General features: G+C 70.4%; 13 protein-coding genes and 1 tRNA gene. 8 read left to right on the forward strand and 6 right to left on the reverse strand.

Features of this window, described 5'->3' with window-relative positions:
* Positions 1-173 precede the first annotated feature (173 nt).
* Complete coding sequence (locus tag PH203_RS26420; protein ID WP_289922994.1) at positions 174-638, forward strand: MarR family transcriptional regulator; 465 nt, start codon at positions 174-176, stop codon at positions 636-638.
* A gap of 19 nt (positions 639-657) precedes the next feature.
* On the opposite strand, the gene PH203_RS26425 is transcribed toward PH203_RS26420, so the two are convergent.
* The gene (locus tag PH203_RS26425) at positions 658-1,686 is read right to left on the reverse strand and encodes a DUF3048 domain-containing protein (protein ID WP_289922995.1); all 1,029 of its coding nucleotides are present in this window, start codon (positions 1,684-1,686) and stop codon (positions 658-660) included.
* A 197-nt stretch (positions 1,687-1,883) separates the two neighbouring features.
* Here PH203_RS26425 and PH203_RS26430 point away from each other — a divergent pair, with 197 nt between their 5' ends.
* Positions 1,884-3,074, forward strand: a complete 1,191-nt coding sequence (locus PH203_RS26430) for a zinc-dependent alcohol dehydrogenase (RefSeq protein ID WP_289922996.1) — start codon at positions 1,884-1,886, stop codon at positions 3,072-3,074.
* Between the two features lie 27 nt (positions 3,075-3,101).
* On the opposite strand, the gene PH203_RS26435 is transcribed toward PH203_RS26430, so the two are convergent.
* Entirely contained in the window at positions 3,102-4,163 is a 1,062-nt protein-coding gene (locus tag PH203_RS26435; protein WP_289922997.1) for an ATP-dependent DNA ligase, read from the reverse strand.
* A gap of 65 nt (positions 4,164-4,228) precedes the next feature.
* Here PH203_RS26435 and ligD point away from each other — a divergent pair, with 65 nt between their 5' ends.
* On the forward strand, positions 4,229-5,245 hold the full coding sequence (ligD, locus tag PH203_RS26440) for a non-homologous end-joining DNA ligase (RefSeq protein WP_289922998.1): 1,017 nt from the start codon (positions 4,229-4,231) through the stop codon (positions 5,243-5,245).
* Here the strand turns inward: ligD and PH203_RS26445 are convergent.
* Positions 5,242-7,398, reverse strand: coding sequence for a family 16 glycoside hydrolase (locus tag PH203_RS26445; protein WP_289923231.1), 2,157 nt, complete (start codon positions 7,396-7,398; stop codon positions 5,242-5,244). The genes ligD and PH203_RS26445 overlap by 4 nt on opposite strands.
* A gap of 47 nt (positions 7,399-7,445) precedes the next feature.
* Entirely contained in the window at positions 7,446-9,926 is a 2,481-nt protein-coding gene (locus PH203_RS26450; RefSeq protein ID WP_289922999.1) for a ThuA domain-containing protein, read from the reverse strand.
* A 206-nt stretch (positions 9,927-10,132) separates the two neighbouring features.
* Here PH203_RS26450 and PH203_RS26455 point away from each other — a divergent pair, with 206 nt between their 5' ends.
* The 3 genes from PH203_RS26455 (at position 10,133) to PH203_RS26465 (ending at position 13,387) form a co-directional block, all read left to right on the forward strand.
* Entirely contained in the window at positions 10,133-11,158 is a 1,026-nt protein-coding gene (locus tag PH203_RS26455; RefSeq protein ID WP_289923000.1) for a multicopper oxidase domain-containing protein, read from the forward strand.
* Positions 11,159-11,172: 14 nt separating this feature from the next.
* On the forward strand, positions 11,173-12,141 hold the full coding sequence (locus PH203_RS26460) for an ornithine cyclodeaminase family protein (RefSeq protein ID WP_289923001.1): 969 nt from the start codon (positions 11,173-11,175) through the stop codon (positions 12,139-12,141).
* A 235-nt stretch (positions 12,142-12,376) separates the two neighbouring features.
* Positions 12,377-13,387: a LacI family DNA-binding transcriptional regulator gene (locus tag PH203_RS26465; protein ID WP_289923002.1), complete on the forward strand. Its 1,011-nt coding sequence runs from the start codon at positions 12,377-12,379 to the stop codon at positions 13,385-13,387.
* A 91-nt stretch (positions 13,388-13,478) separates the two neighbouring features.
* Here PH203_RS26465 and PH203_RS26470 read toward each other — a convergent pair whose 3' ends face one another.
* The gene (locus tag PH203_RS26470; protein ID WP_289923003.1) at positions 13,479-14,264 is read right to left on the reverse strand and encodes a VOC family protein; all 786 of its coding nucleotides are present in this window, start codon (positions 14,262-14,264) and stop codon (positions 13,479-13,481) included.
* A gap of 243 nt (positions 14,265-14,507) precedes the next feature.
* On the opposite strand from PH203_RS26470, the gene PH203_RS26475 reads away from it, so the two are divergent.
* The gene (locus PH203_RS26475) at positions 14,508-14,753 is read left to right on the forward strand and encodes a WhiB family transcriptional regulator (protein ID WP_289923232.1); all 246 of its coding nucleotides are present in this window, start codon (positions 14,508-14,510) and stop codon (positions 14,751-14,753) included.
* Between the two features lie 84 nt (positions 14,754-14,837).
* Here PH203_RS26475 and PH203_RS26480 read toward each other — a convergent pair whose 3' ends face one another.
* Positions 14,838-17,348, reverse strand: coding sequence for a hypothetical protein (locus tag PH203_RS26480; protein WP_289923004.1), 2,511 nt, complete (start codon positions 17,346-17,348; stop codon positions 14,838-14,840).
* A gap of 97 nt (positions 17,349-17,445) precedes the next feature.
* Here PH203_RS26480 and PH203_RS26485 point away from each other — a divergent pair.
* Positions 17,446-17,517: transfer RNA gene (locus PH203_RS26485), tRNA-Ser, on the forward strand.
* Positions 17,518-17,519: the final 2 nt, after the last annotated feature.

Here is a 17,519-nt window from a genome sequence, read left to right on the forward strand (position 1 = left end):
GTAATCAGGGCACTGACTATTTCCGTGAAGTTTCCTTCACGCTGCCACTCGACGGATGCGACGTCAAGACCTTGGAGAAGTGCGAGGCCAGGGATGTGTGCGGGCCCGCAGACAGTCCGGCGGTCGGCGGGTATCGTTCAGTGCACCAACCAATTCGACCGCGGGGAGCGCACATGGCGGCGGTGGACCTCACCACCCACCCCGGGCATCTGGCCCGCCGACTGCAGCAGGCCCACCACCTGCTGTGGAACACGATGGTCTCGGAGGAGATCACCTCGCCCCAGTTCGCGGTCCTCAATGCGCTCGTCGCCGAGCCGGGCCTCGATCAGCGGACCGTGGGGGAGCGGGTGGGGCTCGACCGGTCCACCATCGCCGAGGTGATCAGCCGGCTCGGCCGCCGCGGGCTGGTCGACAAGGTGCGCGACCCGCAGGACGGCCGCCGCTTCCTGCTGCGCGCCACCGACGACGGGCTGCGCACCCACCGCAAGCTGACCGTGCGCACGGCCCGGATGAACCAGGTCTTCCTGGCCCCGCTCTCCGCCGACGAGCAGGCGGTCTTCTTCGATCTGATCCGACGCGTCGCGGACGCGGCCGAGGGGCTGCGCAACCCCGCGGAACCCCTCCTCGCCCAGGGCTGAGCCCGTCATGCCTTGACCGTCACGCCTTGACGTAGAGCACCCACACCTGACCCTCGGCGAAGTTCACCGGCTCGCCGTCGCCCGTCGTGAACGTCGTACCGTCCGTCGCCTTCTCACGCTCCCAGTCGACGTCGTACGCCTTCCCGCCGCGCAGCACCTTCGCCTTCCCGGAGCCCACGGTCTCGGTGTACGGCGTGTTGTTGCCGAGGAAGTCGTGGAAGGCGGACTTGCGGATCTTCACGTACTGCACGACGACCGTCGCCGCGGCGATGCGCTTGCCGGCGGTCGTGACGGCCGCGGTGCCGTCCATCGAGACCAGATAGCGGTCACGGCTCGACGACCAGGTGAACTGATAGGTGGCCGCCGGGTAGCGCACGGTCTCCGAGGTGTCCTTCCTGCCGCCGGACGGGGCAGAGCCGTAGGTGAAACCGGTCGTCAGGGCGTCCGCGCCGGGGGCCTTCGGCAACAGCCGGGACGGGTGCAGATACAGGTTGTGCGGCGCGGCCTTGCCGGTGCCGCGGAAGTAGGCGCCGGAGGTCTTGCCGGGCGTCTGCGGATTGATGGGCGCCTTGTCGATCAGCGGCATCAGCTTGCCCTGCGCCCCGGAGAACGCGAGCGTCGGGTTGTCGAACTGCCGCAGCAGCTCCAGATCGGACTCGCGGGCGCTGCGCACCGGCCCGATGACCTTCGGGAGCTTGGTCGCGTAGACCGCCATCAGCCGGCTCAGCCCGCCCTCGACCTGCTCGGTGTAGACGATGTCCGCGGAGTCGGTGCCGGTGTGCGGCCGGGCCGCCCGCACGTTGTCGATCTTCACGGCGAGCACGGACTCGCCGGACAGCCCGCTCTGCGACGGGGCCCCGCCCGGATCCTGCCCCGGGTCCCGGCCTGCGTCCTGGCTCTCGTTCCCGTCCTGGGTCGCCCCTCTCCCGTCGTCCACCGGACCGGGCCGGTTCGTGCCCGTGCAGCCCGCCGCCAGGGAAACCGTCAGCGCGGCGGCCAGGAGCGCCGCCGTCGTCGTGGCGCGTCTTGTGCGCGCCCTTCGTCCCATGCCCACCGTCGCCACCCAAGTCTCGTTTCACTGATTGTGCGCTTATATGTTCATTGCTGGCCATACCCGCTCGGATTTGATGGGTCGGGGTGAATACCTCTGAGGAAGCCTGTTGCTACGCCGGGCGGCCCAAGGCGCGGTTCGGCGGGATGCGGCCGGGTACCCGGGGCGCCTCCGCAGGCGGAAGGGGCTCCGCGATGAAGGCAGTGACCTGGCAGGGCAAACGGGACGTACGGGTGGAGGACGTGCCCGATCCGAGGATCCAGGAACCGACGGACGCGATCGTCCGCATCACCTCCACCGGGCTGTGCGGCTCGGACCTGCATCTGTACGAGGTGCTCACCCCGTTCATGACACCCGGCGACATCCTCGGACACGAACCGATGGGCATCGTCGAGGAGGTCGGCGCCGCGGTGCCGGATCTCCAGGCGGGTGACCGGGTGGTGGTGCCGTTCCAGATCGCCTGCGGCAACTGCTGGATGTGCCTGAACGAGCTGCCGACCCAGTGCGAGACCACCCAGGTCACCAGCGAGGGCATGGGCGCCGCCCTGTTCGGCTACACCCGTCTCTACGGCGCGGTCCCCGGCGGGCAGGCCGAGTACCTGCGGGTCCCGCAGGCGCAGTACGGCCCCATCAAGATCCCCGAGGGACCGCCCGACGACCGGTTCGTCTACCTCTCCGACGTGCTGCCGACCGCCTGGCAGGCCGTCGCCTACGCGGACGTCCCCGAGGGCGGCAGCGTCGCCGTGCTCGGCCTCGGCCCGATCGGCGACATGGCCTGCCGCGTCGCCCGGGCGCGGGGCGCGGGACGGGTCTTCGGGGTGGACCTGGTGAGCGAGCGGCTGCGCCGGGCACGCGCGCGCGGTGTCGAGACGTACGACCTCAGGAGCTTCGACAGCGAGAAGGAGCTCGTGCAGGCGATCCGCGACGAGACCGACGGCCGAGGCCCCGACGCGGTGATCGACGCGGTCGGCACCGAGGCCCACGGCAGCGCGGCCGCCCGCCTCGCCCAGCAGGCCTCGGCGCTGCTGCCCCGCCGGATCAGCGGACCGTTCGCGGAACGCTTCAGCGTCGACCGGCTGGCCGCCCTGCACACCGCCATCGAGCTGGTGCGCCGCGGCGGCACGCTCTCACTCGTCGGCGTGTACGGCGGCACGGCCGACCCGCTGCCGATGCTCACCATGTTCGACAAGCAGCTCCAGATCCGGATGGGGCAGGCCAACGTACGGCGCTGGAGCGACGAGATCATCCCGTACCTGACCGACGAGGACCCCCTCGGTGTGGACGACTTCGCCACCCACCGGCTGCCGCTGTCGGACGCCCCGCACGCCTACGCGATGTTCCAGAAGAAGCAGGAGGGCGCGGTCAAGGTCCTGATGACACCGTGACGCCCGTGACGGCCGCCAGGGCTTGAGTCAGCCGAGGATCTCGTCGAGGTCGTACGTGACGGGCTCCTCCAGCTGTCCGTACGTGCAGCTCTCGGCCGTCCGGTCCGGCCGCCAGCGGCGGAAGCGGGCCGTGTGCCGGAACCGTACGCCGTTCTCCATGTGGTCGTACGCCACCTCGGCCACCCGCTCGGGCCGCAGCGGCACCCACGACAGGTCCTTCTTCCCCGACCAGCGGCTCGGCGCCCCGGGCAGCCGCGCGCTCTCGTGCGCGGCCTCGTCCGCCCAGGCCGCCCAGGGGTGTCCCGCGGTGTCCGCCATCCGCAGCGGCTCCAGTTCGTCGATCAGCTCGGCGCGGCGCTTCATGGGGAAGGCCGCCGAGACCCCCACGTGCTGGAGGCGGCCCTGGTCGTCGTGGAGGCCGAGCAGCAGTGAGCCGACGATCGGGCCGCTCTTGTGGAAGCGGTAGCCGGCGACCACGACGTCCGCCGTCCGCTCGTGCTTGATCTTGAACATGGCCCGTTCGTCCTGCCGGTAGCGCAGGGTGAGCGGCTTGGCGATGACGCCGTCGAGCCCGGCCCCCTCGTACTGCTCGAACCAGCCCCGGGCCACCTCGATGTCCGTCGTCGCCGGTGCCAGATGGACCGGTGCGGTGACCCCGGACAGGGCCGTGGCCAGCAGGGCCCGCCGGTCGGTCAGCTCCACGTCCAGCAGCGACTCGTCCGCGAGGGCCAGCAGGTCGAAGGCGACGAAGGACGCCGGTGTCCGCTCGGCGAGCATCCGTACCCGGGAGTCGGCCGGGTGGATGCGCTCGGTGAGCGCGTCGAAGTCCAGACGGCCGTCCCGTGCGATGACGATCTCCCCGTCCAGCACACAACGCTTTGGGACCCGCTCCTTCAGCGCGGTCACCAGCTCGGGGAAGTACCTGGTCAGCGGCTTGCCCGTACGGCTGCCCAGCTCGACCTCGGTCCCGTCGCGGAACACGATCGCCCGGAAGCCGTCCCACTTCGCCTCGTACTGCATGCCCGGCGGGATCTTCGCGACCGACTTGGCGAGCATGGGCTTCACAGGGGGCATCACCGGCAGGTCCATGGTCCGATTCTGTGCCTGCACGTCACGAAATGCCTGATATGCGTAGCTCGCCTACCGTGGCTCGCATGGGTGACGCGGTGGAACTGGAGGCGGGCGGCCGGACCGTACGGCTGTCCAGCCCGGACAAGGTCTTCTTCCCGGAGCGCGGTTTCACCAAGCTCGACCTGGCCCGCTACTACCAGGCCGTCGCCCCCGGCATCCTGCGCGCCCTCCGCAACCGCCCCACCACCCTGGAGCGCTACCCGGACGGTGTGACCGGCGAGTCCTTCTTCCAGAAACGGGCCCCGAAGAACATGCCCGACTGGATCCCGACCGCCCACATCACCTTCCCCAGCGGCCGCAGCGCCGACGAGATGTGCCCCACCGAACAGGCCGCCGTCCTGTGGGCCGCCCAGTTCGGCACGCTCACCTTCCACCCCTGGCCGGTCCGCCGCGACGACGTCGACAGCCCCGACGAACTCCGCATCGACCTCGACCCCCAACCGGGCACGGACTACGACGACGCCGTACGGGCGGCAGGTGAACTCCGCGCCGTGCTCGAGGAGTTCGGCGGACTGCGCGGCTGGCCGAAGACCTCCGGCGGACGCGGCCTGCATGTGTTCGTGCCGATCGAACCCCGCTGGACCTTCACCCAGGTGCGACGCGCGGCGATCGCGGTCGGGCGGGAGCTGGAACGCCGGATGCCGGACCAGGTGACGATCAAGTGGTGGAAGGAGGAGCGCGGGGAGCGCATCTTCATCGACTACAACCAGACCGCCAGAGACCGGACCATCGCCTCCGCCTATTCCGTACGGCCGCGCCCGCACGCCCCGGTCTCCGCGCCCCTGCGCTGGGACGAGGTCGGCGTGGCGCACCCGCGGGACTTCGACCTCGCGACCATGCCCGCGCGCTTCGCCGAACTCGGCGATGTGCACGCGGACATGGACGATCACGCCTTCTCGCTCGACGCGCTCCTTGAGCTGGCGCGCCGCGACGAGCACGACCACGGGCTCGGTGATCTGCCGTACCCGCCCGAGTATCCGAAGATGCCGGGGGAACCCAAGCGGGTACAGCCGAGCCGGGCGCGCAAGGAACCCTCCTAGAGTTCCTTGATCCGCACGTCCCGGAACGAGACCACGTCCGTCGTGCCGTGCACCTGGAGTCCGATGTAACCGGAGGCGAACCGCCGCCCGTCCGTGCCCGGATCGTCCGAGCGGGACGGGACGAAGTCCTGGCCGCCGATGTTGTCGAACTCGTTGATCAGCGTGCCGTTGCGGTAGACCGAGTAGTGCTGGTCCACCACCCGGATCTCGTAGTCGTTCCAGGTGCCCTTCTGGGTGACGCCCGCGCCGGCCAGGCCCACGCGGTCGAACCCGTAGACCGAGCCGGTCTTGTACATGTCGCCGTCGGGCCGGTCGAAGACCTGCACCTCGTGCCCGTACTTGATGGCGGCCCACTCCGGACGCGGCTCCTCGGGGTGGTCGTGGACCCACGGGAAGCGCACGAACACACCGGAGTTGGCGTTGCCGGTGCCGGGGGCGTCGTCGCGCCACTGGAGGCGGAGCGAGAAGTCGCCGTACTTGCGCTGCGGGAACCACAGCATGCCGAGCCCGCCCCTGGTGGTCCCGGAGGTGATGGACCCGTCGGCGTTCAGGGCGAACGAACCGCCGCCCACCTGCTGCCACTTGGCGAAGGAGTCCGCGCTGCCGTCGAGGATCTTCCGGTAGCCCTCGGTCTGCCCGGGCCTGCCGATCCCGGACTCGCGGGCCGCCTCCCGGATGGCGTCGTACTCGCGCTCGTCGACGACCCCCTGTTTGAGCAGCTTGTCGAGGACGGTCTTCACGTGCTTGAGGAACAGCGCGTGGGAGGTCCACTCCTTCTCGTCCTCGATCAGCTCGTTGATGCGGCACCGGCTGTCGGTGAGCCGGTTCGGCACGCCCGAGTCGACCTCGCCGACGATCACCGTCGACCGCTCGTCGAACTCCGGGCAGTTGGGGGCGGGGACCTGGCTCGACACCACGGTGAAGGTCACCGTGCGGGCGGCGGCGGTGTTGCCCGCCTCGTCCGTGGCCCGGTAGGCGAGGGTGTGAGTGCCGGCGCGGTCGACGATCACCGGTGTGCTGTATGCGATGTACGGTCCACCGTCGATCGAGTACTCGATCCGGTCGACACCGGACCCGCCGTGCTCGTCCACCGCGCTCACGGTCACCCGGGCGCTGCCGACGTACGCCCCGTCCGAGTTCCGGGTGCCCTCGACGGTCACGCCGGTCACCGGCGGTGTGGTGTCCGGAGCCGGCGTCGCGACCACCGTGAACTGCACGCTCTTCTCGGCGGCGACGTTGCCCGCCTTGTCGGTGGCGCGGTAGCGCACGGTGTGGGTGCCGAGCTGATGCACCATCACGGGCGCGGTGTACGCCTGCCAGGCCCCGCCGTCGACGGCGTACTCGATGGTGTTGACCCCGGAGCCGGTGTCGGACGCCGACACGGTCACCGTCGCCATGTCGAGATACGCCCCGTCCGGGTTCCGCTCGCCGGTCACCGTCGCCGAGGTGTCCGGGGGAGTGGTGTCGTCGGACGGCGGGGCGACGACCGTGAACTGCACGCTCTTCTCGGCGGAGACATTGCCCGCCTTGTCCAGCGCCCGGTAGCGGACGGTGTGAGTGCCGACCTGGTCGACGACGACGGGCGCGGTGTACGGAAGCCAGTCACCCGTACTGCCGACCGCGTACTGCATACCGTCGACACCCGACCCGCCGTCGTCGTCCGTCGCGCTGATCGCGACGCTCGCCGAACCGACGTACTGGCCCTGCGCGTTCTGAGTCCCGGTCACCTGCGCCGCCGCCTGGGGCGGGGTGGTGTCCTCGCCGGTGCCCTCGGTCACCACGAGGATGCCCTGCATGGAGCCGTGCCCCGGGATCGTGCAGTGGTAGAAGTAGCGGCCCGGGGTGAGGGTGACCTCGGCGGTGTGGCGGCCGCCCATGTCGTCGTTGGGGTTGGCGAGGATGTTGAGCTCGACGTCGCTGTTGAACTCGGGGTCCGATGTCACGAACGTCAACGTGTGCGGCATTCCGGTGGTGTTGCCGGTCGCCGTGCTGTTCTCGAAGACGATCGTCGCCTGACCCGCCACCGCGGTCGCGGGCGCCGAGGTGTACTTGGTGATGTCGTCGCCGGCCGTCCAGGTGAGGGTCTGGGCGGCGGCCGCCCTCTGATCGGCGGGCTGCTGGGCGGACACCGGTGCCGACTGCAGCCCCAGCATGATCAGTACGGCGGCCAGCAGCGCGGTCCAGACTCTTCGTTGCCGTTTCACTGAGCGGCCCCCCTCGCGAGCCGGCCGGCGGCCGGAGTGGGACCGCCGCCCTGGTAAGTGACCCGCCACAGCGCCGACTTGGCGTCCGAGGTGAAGAAGCCGCGGCCGTAGTCGAGGACGTACAGCGAGCCGTCCGGACCGAACTTCCAGTCCATGAGGTTCTTGATGCCGTCGTTGCCGATCGGGATGATCTTCTTCAACGACTCGGAGTGCACGGGCAGTCCACCCGCACCATGGTTCTTCGGGTCGGTGATGACGGCGTTGCGCGGCTGGTCGGCGTCGTAGAAGTCACCGACGAACCACTTGCCGTCCCAGTACGCCGGCCACTTGTCGGCGCTGGTGCTTCCCGCGTCGTAGCGGTAGACCGGCCCGTTCATCGCGGCCTGCCCGCCGCCCTTGAGCCACGGCAGCAGGTAGGTGGACTCCTCCTGCTTGTAGGAGGGGATGCCGTTCGCGTCCCGCGGGAAGTCCGGTGCGCCGCCCTGCGGCGAGTACCAGATGTTGTTGCCGGTGACCGGCGGGAGGTTGACGAGGCCGTCGTTGTTCGGGGACTCGTTCTTCGGGTGGTCGCAGTCGTACCAGCCCAGCGGCTTCGACGGATCGGGGAGGTTGCGGTCGCGGTAGGGCTGCTTGTTGCCCATGCAGTACGGCCAGCCCCGGTTGCCCGCCTCGGTGATGACGGCGAACGTGTCGTATTTCGCCGGACCCCAGGTCGTCGAGGGCGCCGAGGCGTCCGGGCCGACCCAGCCGGCGTAGAGGATGTCGGTCTTCCTGTCGACGAAGATCCGGGCCGGGTTCCTGACGCCCATCACATAGATCTCACCGCGCGTCTTCCCGCCACCCTCGTCGGTCTCCTGTCCGGTGAAGAGGTTCCCGGCGGGCAGGGTGTACGTTCCGTCGGCCTCGGGGTGGATGCGCAGGATCTTGCCGTTGAGGTTGTTGGTGTTGCCGGCGGTGCGGCGCGCGTCGGCGAAGGAGACACCCTTGTAGTTCGGCTCCGGGTTGTTGCCCGAGTAACCGTCGCTGAAGCGGCTGGAGTTGTTGTCACCGGTCGCGATGTACAGGTTGCCCTTGGAGTCCCAGGCCATCCCGCCGCCCGCGTGGCAGCAACTGTGGATCTGCACCGGCCACTTGAGCAGCACCTTCTCGCTGCCGAGGTCCAGCTTGTTCGTGGCGGGGTCGAGCGTGAACCGGGAGACCCGACGCTCGGCCATACGGGTGTCGCGGTCGATCCGAGAGTGCGGGGTGTAGTGCAGATACACCCACCCGTTCTCCGCGAACCGCGGATCGAGCTCGATGCCGAGAAGTCCCTCCTCGACCTTGACCAGCTCGTCGCCGCCGCCCTTGTTGCCGAAGACGGTCAGGGCGCCCGCGAGCGTCACCTTCTTGGTCTTCGGGTCGTAGACGTGGATCTCGCCCTTGCCCTTGCCGATGTCGGGGTTGTTCCAGTCGGTGATCACCGGCTGGGAGGAGTCGGCGCCGCCCCGGCCGATGTAGAGCACCCGTCCGTCGGGCGCGGTGACCAGGCCGTGCGGCTCGCCGATCTGGTCGTTCTGCCCGGCCTGGTTGGGCTGGGTGAGACGCTCGGCCTTGTAGTTGCCGGTGATGGTCGCCTTGCAGTCGGCCTGCACCAGTCGCGTGGTCCACATCAGTGCGCCCCGCAGATGCGCACGGAAGTCGGTCTCGTCGTACGACGACACCGTGCCGCCCATGCCGGTGTAGAAGGAACGGCCGCCGTCGTAGTCACGGCACCAACTCACCGGATGGTCCCAGCCGTTCTTGGTGGCACCCGGCTGATAGGTCGACTCGCGGACCCGTGCCACGGTGTGCACGTCACCCGAGGGATTCCTCGCCCAGTTGAACCACTGATCGGGCCGCTTCCACTGCACCGGCAGATCCTTCGTGGCCGGATGCCGGCGGTCGCCGACCTCGACGACCGCCCGCTGCACGGCCGTTGGACTGCCGGCGGCCGGACGCGCGCCGACGAGACCGGTGAACCAGTCCGAGTACGGCTCCGCCCGGGCCGCGTCATGGATGCCGACGAACCCGCCGCCGGCCTCCATGTAGGCCTCGAGTCCGGCCTCCTGCTCCGGATCGAGGACATCACCGCCGCCCGTCAGGAAGACGATCGCGTTGTAGCGCCCGAGCTCGGTCTCGTCGGTGAACACCGAGGCGTCGTCGGTGGCCTCGGTGCTGAACCGCTGCTCGGTCGGCCCGGACAGGCCGATCTTCTCGATCGCCTCGATCCCGGCGTTCACCACCGGTGACTCCTCCCCGGCCGCGGCGGAACCGTGGAAGAGCAGCACCCGTACATTCGCGCCGCCCGGCGGCGACTTGATGGACATCGTTGTCAGGGGTGGTTCCGGGGCCGGGTACGCGCTGGCGGCGGGACCCGACAGCAGCCCGGCGACGACGACCCCGGCGGTCACACCCGCCACACAGATCCGTCTTCTCGTGCTCAACCCTCGTAAGTGCATGGGCACCTCCTCGGTCACAGCAACAGCGCGATGGAAGCTAGACCTCTTTACGCAACTCGCCAATACCTATGACCGAGTTGGGGTCAACTTTGTCCCCGGTGTGGATAAACAGCAAAGGCGCCGGTACCGTCTCACAGGTTCATCACAGGTACTGCTCCGCAACAGGTACTGCTCCGCACATCCCGTATCACGCTGGGGAGTTCTGCATGGACAGACGCGGGTTCAACCGTCGGATGCTGCTGGGCGGCGCGGCCGTGGTGGGCACCGGGGCCGTCGCGACATCGTTGTCGGTGGCGCCGGAGGCGGCGAGCGCCGACGGGCCGGCACGGACGGCACCGGCCGGGGGCGAGGTGAGACACATCAAGCTGTACGCCGAGAAGCTCGCCGACGGGCAGCTGGGCTACGGCTTCGAGAAGGGCAAGGCGACGATCCCGGGCCCGCTCATCGAACTCAACGAGGGCGACACGCTGCACATCGAGTTCGAGAACACCCTGGACGTCGCGGCGAGCCTGCACGTCCACGGCCTGGACTACGAAATCTCCAGCGACGGAACGAAGTTGAACAGGAGCGACGTCGAACCGGGCGGCACCCGCACCTACACCTGGCGCACCCACGCCCCCGGCCGCCGCAAGGACGGCACCTGGCGGGCGGGCAGCGCGGGCTACTGGCACTACCACGACCATGTGGTGGGCACGGAACACGGGACGGGCGGCATCCGGAAGGGCCTCTACGGCGCGGTGATCGTCCGCCGCAAGGGCGACATCCTCCCGGACGCGACGCACACGATCGTCTTCAACGACCTGCTCATCAACAACAAGCCCGCCCACTCGGGCCCCGACTTCGAGGCCACCGTGGGCGATCGGGTCGAGTTCGTGGTGATCACGCACGGCGAGTACTACCACACCTTCCACATGCACGGTCACCGCTGGGCGGACAACCGCACGGGCCTGCTCACCGGGCCGGAGGACCCGAGCCAGGTCATCGACAACAAGATCGTGGGACCGGCGGACTCCTTCGGCTTCCAGGTGATCGCGGGGGAGGGGGTCGGAGCGGGCGCGTGGATGTACCACTGCCATGTGCAGAGCCACTCCGACATGGGGATGGTGGGGCTGTTCCTGGTGAAGAAGACCGACGGGACGATTCCCGGGTACGAGCCGCACGAGCACGGCGGGCAACAGACCGGGGCCGAGCGGCGGACGGGGACCGGGCAGCGGCCCGAGCACGCTCACTGACGGATCATGGGCGGGTGACTCTTCTTCTCACCCGCAGCGATCTGGAATCCGTGCTGGACCCGGCGGACGCTGTCGACGCCCTGCGGGACGGCTTCCGCGCGAGGTCCCCGGACGGGTCCGTCGCCGGGCAGCGGGTGCGGACGGATCTGCCGTTCCCGGGCACGGCGACCGCCCTGATTCCCGGGCTGCTGCCCGGAATCGAGGCCTACACGGTCAAGGTCAACGCCAAGTTCCCCGATGCGCGGCCCGCGTTGCGCGGGATCATCTGTCTGCACAGCGGGCACGACGGGGAGTTGCTCGCACTGCTGGACTCCGCGACGGTCACGGCATGGCGGACGGGACTGGCGGCGGCGCTGGGCACCCATGTGCTGGCCGGTGAGGGGAGTGTCCTGGGGGTGGTCGGGGCGGGGGCGCAGGCCGAGCTGACGGTCCGGGGGCTGGGGGTGCTGCGGGGGCACGGTGAGCTCGTCGTTCATGACACCGACGGGGAGCGGGCCGCGGAGTTCGTGGAACGGCATGGTGAAGGCCGGAACCGGGGCCGGGGCCGGGGCAGGGGTCGCGGCCGGGTCGTGGCGTCGGCGTCGGAGGTGGCCTCGCTCGCGGACACGGTTGTGCTGGCCACCTGGTCCCGCGAGCCGCTGCTGGACCTGGCGGACACCCGGGCGGGACAACACTTCACGAGTCTCGGTGCCGACGAACCGGGGAAGCGGGAGTTGGGCCTCGCACTGCTGAGGGAAGCGCTCGTCGTGGTCGACGACCGTGAACTCGCCGCCACCATGGGCGCGTTGGCGGTCGGCGGGGTCACGGCCGACGCGACACTGGGCGAGGTGCTGCGGGGCGAGCATCCGGGCCGGACCGGGAAGGACAGCCGTACCGTCTACGCCCCGGTGGGGCTGCCCTGGCAGGACCTCGCCCTGGCCTGGACGGCCTACGAGCGGGCCCGCCGGGAGGGTGTCGGACGCCGGGTCGATCTGCTCGCCTGACCCGGTTCAGGTGAGCTCGGACAGGGACGGCTCGGTGGCGGGCTCCTCCTGCACGGGGAGACGGGCACCGCGGCAGACGAGGCGGCGACGGACGAGGCGGCGACGGCCGAGGACGGCCGCGGGCGGCCAAGGGCGGTGCCGACCGGACGCAAGCGCATTCCGGTCGCCCCGAGAGCGCTCTCACCCCTTCCCCGGCCAGGGCTATCCTGAGCCGCAACCACGAGGAGGGGCCCAAGTGACCGAGACAGCGCCGCGTCCCACGCTGGAGGCCGTGGCCGCGCGGGCCGGGGTCTCGCGGGCCACCGTGTCCCGGGTGGTGAACGGTGGGGACGGGGTGCGGGAGCCCCTCGTCCAGCGGGTCCGGCGGGCCGTGGAGGAGTTGGGGTACGTCCCCAACCAGGCGGCCCGCAGCCTGGTCACCCGGCGCCACGACGCGATCGCCGTCGTCGTGGCCGAACCGGAGACCCGGGTCTTCGCCGACCCCTTCTTCGCCCTGCAACTGCGCGGCATCAGCAAGGAGCTGACCGCCCACGACAACCAGCTGGTGCTGCTGCTGACCGAAGGGCGGGACGATCACGCTCGCGTCGGGCGGTATCTGGCCGGAGGCCATGTCGACGGAGCGCTCGTCTTCTCGCTGCACCTGAACGACCCGCTGCCCGGCCTGATCCAGCAGGCCGGGATCCCGGCCGTGTTCGGCGGCCGCCCCGGCTGGAGCGACGGCAGCCGGGACGTGGTGTACGTCGACAGCGACAACCGGGGCGGCGCCCGGGACGCCGTACGCCATCTCGTCGGCCTCGGCCGCAGCCGCGTCGCGCACATCACCGGCGCCCTGGACCAGACATCGGCGGCGGACCGCCTGGAGGGCTTCCGGGACGTCATGGGCGACGTCGACCCGGGGCTTATCGCCGAGGGGGACTTCACCCCCGCCGGCGGCGAGCGCGCCATGCGGCAGCTCCTCGACCGGCGCCCGGACCTCGACGCCGTGTTCGCGGCGAACGACCTCACCGCGTCCGGCGCCCTGCGAGTACTGCGCGAACGAGGCCTACGGGTTCCAGAGGACGTCGCCGTGATCGGCTTCGACGACATGCTCCCGGTGGCGGAGCAGACCGACCCACCGCTCACGACGATCCGCCAGGACATCGAGGAGATGGGCCGGTTGATGGCCCGTCTGCTGCTGCGCGGGGCCGCAGACGCGGCGCCCGGAGTGGTGCTGCCGACGACTCTGGTGCGGCGCGCCTCCGCCTGAGCATCCGCTGGGAGTACGGCGAGGGGGTGCCGGTCGGCTGCGGCGCCGGCGTCGTCGTCGTGGCTGGTCGCGCACCGCAGCCCAGCCGGTCTCACTCCGGCATCGGCGCGCTCTTGATCACCGCGAACCGCGCTCCGTACGGATCGGACAGCCGGGCGACGCTCCCGACGCCCTCGATGTCCGTCGAAGGCATCCGAACCGTGCCGCCGAGTTCCGCCGCCCGGGACACCACCGCCTCCGTGTCGGTGACCTCGAAGTACGGCAGCCAGTAGGCGTCCGTCTCCTCGGGGGCGTCGGCCAGGGGGATGACGCCCCCGAAGAAGGAGTCCTCGGTCCCGCCCGCGGGGTTCAGGGTGGTGTAGGTGCCGCCCGGGAAGTCGTAGCCGGAGGTCTCCAGGCCGAGGACGGCGTTGTAGAAGAACGCGGCCATCGGCTGGTCGGCGGTGTACAGCTCCAGCCAGCACAGCGAGCCCGGGTCGTTGACGACGTCGAGGCCCTTGTTGCGGCCCGGCTGCCAGATGCCGAAGGGGACGCCCGCCTTGTCGGCGAGGATCGCCATGCGGCCCTGGTCCATGACGTCCATGGGCTGCACGAGGACCGCGCCGTGCGCCTGCTCGGCGGCCTTCGCGGTGGCGTCCGCGTCCGGGGTCTGGAAGTAGACCGTCCAGGAGGGCGGGCCCTGCTCGGGGGTGGTCTGCATGCCGCCCGCGGCCGTCCTGCCGTCCAGCTGGAAGAAGCCGTAACCGCCGGCCTCGGGCGGCCCGGGCCGGAACGTCCAGCCGAAGAGCGCACCGTAGAAGGAAGCGGCGCCGTCGATGTCGGGGGTGCCGAGATCGATCCAGTTCGGAGCGCCGGTGACATAACGGGTCGTGAGCATCTCTGCCCCTCCTCGTCGGGGATCCCGTTGCCTGCTCTGCCGAGTCTCGCACCGCCCACTGACAATCGCCCCGGACAGTGACCATCCGTGACCGGCGAGCCGCTCCCGGTTTTCCCGCGATCCCGCGCGCCGCCGTGCGCCACGCCGTGCGGCGGAGGACCATCGGGGCGGCCGGAGGCCCGTGAACGCGGCGTTGATCCCGCGTTGAGCGAACGTTTTTCGCTGCCCGGCACGCTCCTGCACATGCTCATCGACACGATCACTCCGCCCGGCCTCGACTGGCAGGACGAGGCGCTGTGCGCGCAGACCGGTGGCGACTTCTTCTTCCCCGAGCCGGGCAGCTCCGTCCGGGAGGCGAAGCGGATCTGCGGCCTGTGCCCGATCCGCTCCGCCTGTCTTGACTACGCCCTCGACAACGACGAGCGCTTCGGCGTGTGGGGCGGTCTGTCGGAGAAGGAACGGCTGGAGATCAGGCGCACGACCCGCTGAGCGGGCCGGACGCCCCGGTCGCCGGCCTCGACGTCACGCCGAACGGGCGAAACGCCCAGGCCGTCAGCCGCCAGCTGTACGCCGTCAGCCGTACGTCACGCTGAACCGCCGCGTTCCCGCCGGCACCTGCACGTCCTGTCCCGTCACCGCCAGCTCCCGCCCGTTCGCCTCGGCCGAGCGCACCTCGCCGAACCGGCACGGATAGACGAACCGCACACCCTCCGGTGCCTGCGTGATGTCCACGGTCACCGTCCGCCCGGCCGGATCGCGCGCGAGCCGGTAGCCGAACGGCGAGCCGAACAGGGTGGGCGCCGCGTCCACGGTGACCTGTTCGTCACCGGGCACCCAGTGCGGTCGTACGCCCGGAGCGATGTACAGATGCGGATCGCGGTCCTCGTCGGCCTCGAAGAAGAGGATGTCGCGGATCAGCAGCAGATACTCCGCGGCCGCCCAGCCGTGCGGGATGTCGCCCATGTACCAGCGCCCGAAGGGGACCTCGGCGAAGTCCGACGCCACCGGGTACGCGTGCTGCTCGTTCCACGCGCCCAGCGCCGCCGCACGCCCGGCCGTGCGCGGGAAGCCCGCGTCGAAGACCCAGCCGAGCAGCTCGTCCATCCGCCCGGGATCACCCGCGAGCAGGTAGGCGTGCGCCAACTGCATGGTCAGATACGGCCCGTACGCGTACCACGCGGCATCGTGCCGGAAGCCGCCGGTGACGAAGCGCGCGTACATCGTGTCGAGCGTGAAGCGGGCCGCCCGGTCGATGTCGTCGCCGAGCTTGCTGCCCATGTGCAGTCGCAGCGGATGGAAGTAGGCGGCCGCACCGATCATCGTGGAGTCGAGCCGCCCCACGTCACCGGGCCCGGTCGGGATGTACGTCTCCCAGGCGCCGCGCGCCCGCTGCTCGCCCAGCACCCAGCGGATCGACTCGGCGGTGGCGTGCTTCAAGTCGTCGAAGGCGCCCCACAGTTCGGCGGCCTCCGGTGCCTCGATCCGCTCGGCCAGGCGTGCGGCCTCGTAGAGTCCGGCCAGTCCCCAGAAGTCGTCCCAGTAGTGCGGCTTGTCGCGCTCACCGAGGTGTTCGGCGCTCCAGCCGCTGTGCAGCAGGCCGTACTCGTCGCGGTTGTCGCGCAGCCACCGGGCCGCGTCGCGCACGTACGGGACGTACAACTTCGCCCCGAACGCCGCCCGTCGGCCGCTCGTGCGGTCGAACCGGCCGATCGCCCACAGGGCCTGCCCGTTGCTGTCCCACTCCCGGTCGTCCTTCTCGTGCGGACCGCCGTAGAAGCCGTACTCGGCGCACGGCCCGATCCGGCCCGTCCCGCGGTTGAACCTCAGCGGGTAGTGCGTGCCCAACTGCCGTTCGGCCAGGGCCGAGTCGCCGACGAGGGAGCACGCGGTCGCCTCGACGGACGAGTCACGGATCCAGAAGGAGTCGTACACGGTGGGACCGGGGTGGATCTCACCGTGGTCGGACAGGATCAGGAGCTGCGAACGCGCCTGCCGGAACTGGTCGGTGAGGTGCGCCACCGGCCGCGGCAGCCCCGGCTGCAGCCCCTGCCCGAGCAGCTTCGCCGTCCAGAAGTCCCGGTTGGCCACCTCCAGTTCGACGCTCGGCACACTCCGCAGCTCGGCTAGGTCGGCGGCCCCGGAGAACTGGTCGACGGGCAGCCGTACGTCGATCTCGAAGACCTCGTCCTCCGCGACCCGGAACGGCCACGCGAACACCGCGCTGCACAGCCCCGCCACCTGGTCCTGCGCCTGCGCGGCGCCGTTCAGCTTGCCTCCGGCCACCAGGTCGTGGAACGCACTGCGGGTCAGGTACGAGTCCGGGTCGAAGGAGAAGTCCGCGTTGCCGTAGACCCCGTACTGCTCGGGCGCGGTGTCGAAGGCCGGGCCCCAGCCCGCGTTGGTCTCCACCCGCCGCTCGTCCGGCAGATACCGCAGGAACGTCAGCCGCCGGTCGGTGATCTGCCGCCCGCCCCGGTCGTGCCGCTGGAAACCGCTCGGCCCGGCCGGCAGCACCGCCGCGCACAGCAGCCCCGAGCGCTCCTGCCCGGTCGGACTTCCCACCGTCACCCGTGTGACGACCAGGTCCCGTTGACTCGCCCCCACGGTCCCGGCGAAGGTGCGCTGCACGAACTCGACGTCGTCGCCGGTGCGGAACGACGTCAGCACGACCGGCAGGTGCGGCGCCTCCAGACGCTGCTCCACCCTCCCCCAGACTCCGTCCGGGGGGACCCCCATCTCGCTTCGCTCCCCGTCCGGCAGTTGGGGCAGTCGTAAGGCGCCCGTCGCCGGATCGTGCAGGAAGAACGAGAGACTGTACTTGTCGTAGACCGGCTCGATCTCGCCCGCCTGGCCGATCAGGGACTCCTGCCGGTGGTCCTTGACGCCGACCATGTGCCAGTACCGATAAAGGGCGTTGGAGGCGAAGGCCGCCTCCTTCGATTCGTACGTGCCGGAGTCGAAGTCGTCGCTCCAGCGCCGGAAGGCCTGCTGCGCCCACCAGGGCACGGGATACGGGACCCGGTCCCGACCCGCCCAGCCGCGCCACATGACCTCGTAGAACATCCACTCATGGGTCTGGGCCATGGTGTTCTCACCCCCTGCGGGCACCGTTGCACCGCGGAGGCGTCCCGTAAATCGGTGCGACCGGCCGTTCGGAGTGCGGTTAGGATCCGGGGGCGCACCGGACGTAGCGCAGAGGCAGGCGCACCGCCTTGCTCAGGCGATCACGCCGGTTCGAATCCGGCCGTCCGGACG

It is taken from the genome of Streptomyces sp. S.PB5 (assembly GCF_030403745.1).
Taxonomy (GTDB): Bacteria; Actinomycetota; Actinomycetes; order Streptomycetales; family Streptomycetaceae; genus Streptomyces.

Bases quoted from the DNA above. Each gene is read 5' to 3' on its own strand.
- PH203_RS26480 (WP_289923004.1), bottom strand. From the start codon at position 17,348: ATGGCCCAGACCCATGAGTGGATGTTCTACGAGGTCATGTGGCGCGGC.
- PH203_RS26450 (WP_289922999.1), bottom strand. From the start codon at position 9,926: ATGCACTTACGAGGGTTGAGCACGAGAAGACGGATCTGTGTGGCGGGT.
- ligD (WP_289922998.1), top strand. From the start codon at position 4,229: ATGGGTGACGCGGTGGAACTGGAGGCGGGCGGCCGGACCGTACGGCTG.
- PH203_RS26475 (WP_289923232.1), top strand. From the start codon at position 14,508: ATGCTCATCGACACGATCACTCCGCCCGGCCTCGACTGGCAGGACGAG.
- PH203_RS26425 (WP_289922995.1), bottom strand. From the start codon at position 1,686: ATGGGACGAAGGGCGCGCACAAGACGCGCCACGACGACGGCGGCGCTC.
- PH203_RS26420 (WP_289922994.1), top strand. From the start codon at position 174: ATGGCGGCGGTGGACCTCACCACCCACCCCGGGCATCTGGCCCGCCGA.
- PH203_RS26455 (WP_289923000.1), top strand. From the start codon at position 10,133: ATGGACAGACGCGGGTTCAACCGTCGGATGCTGCTGGGCGGCGCGGCC.
- PH203_RS26430 (WP_289922996.1), top strand. From the start codon at position 1,884: ATGAAGGCAGTGACCTGGCAGGGCAAACGGGACGTACGGGTGGAGGAC.
- PH203_RS26470 (WP_289923003.1), bottom strand. From the start codon at position 14,264: ATGCTCACGACCCGTTATGTCACCGGCGCTCCGAACTGGATCGATCTC.
- PH203_RS26445 (WP_289923231.1), bottom strand. From the start codon at position 7,398: ATGCTGGGGCTGCAGTCGGCACCGGTGTCCGCCCAGCAGCCCGCCGAT.
- PH203_RS26435 (WP_289922997.1), bottom strand. From the start codon at position 4,163: ATGGACCTGCCGGTGATGCCCCCTGTGAAGCCCATGCTCGCCAAGTCG.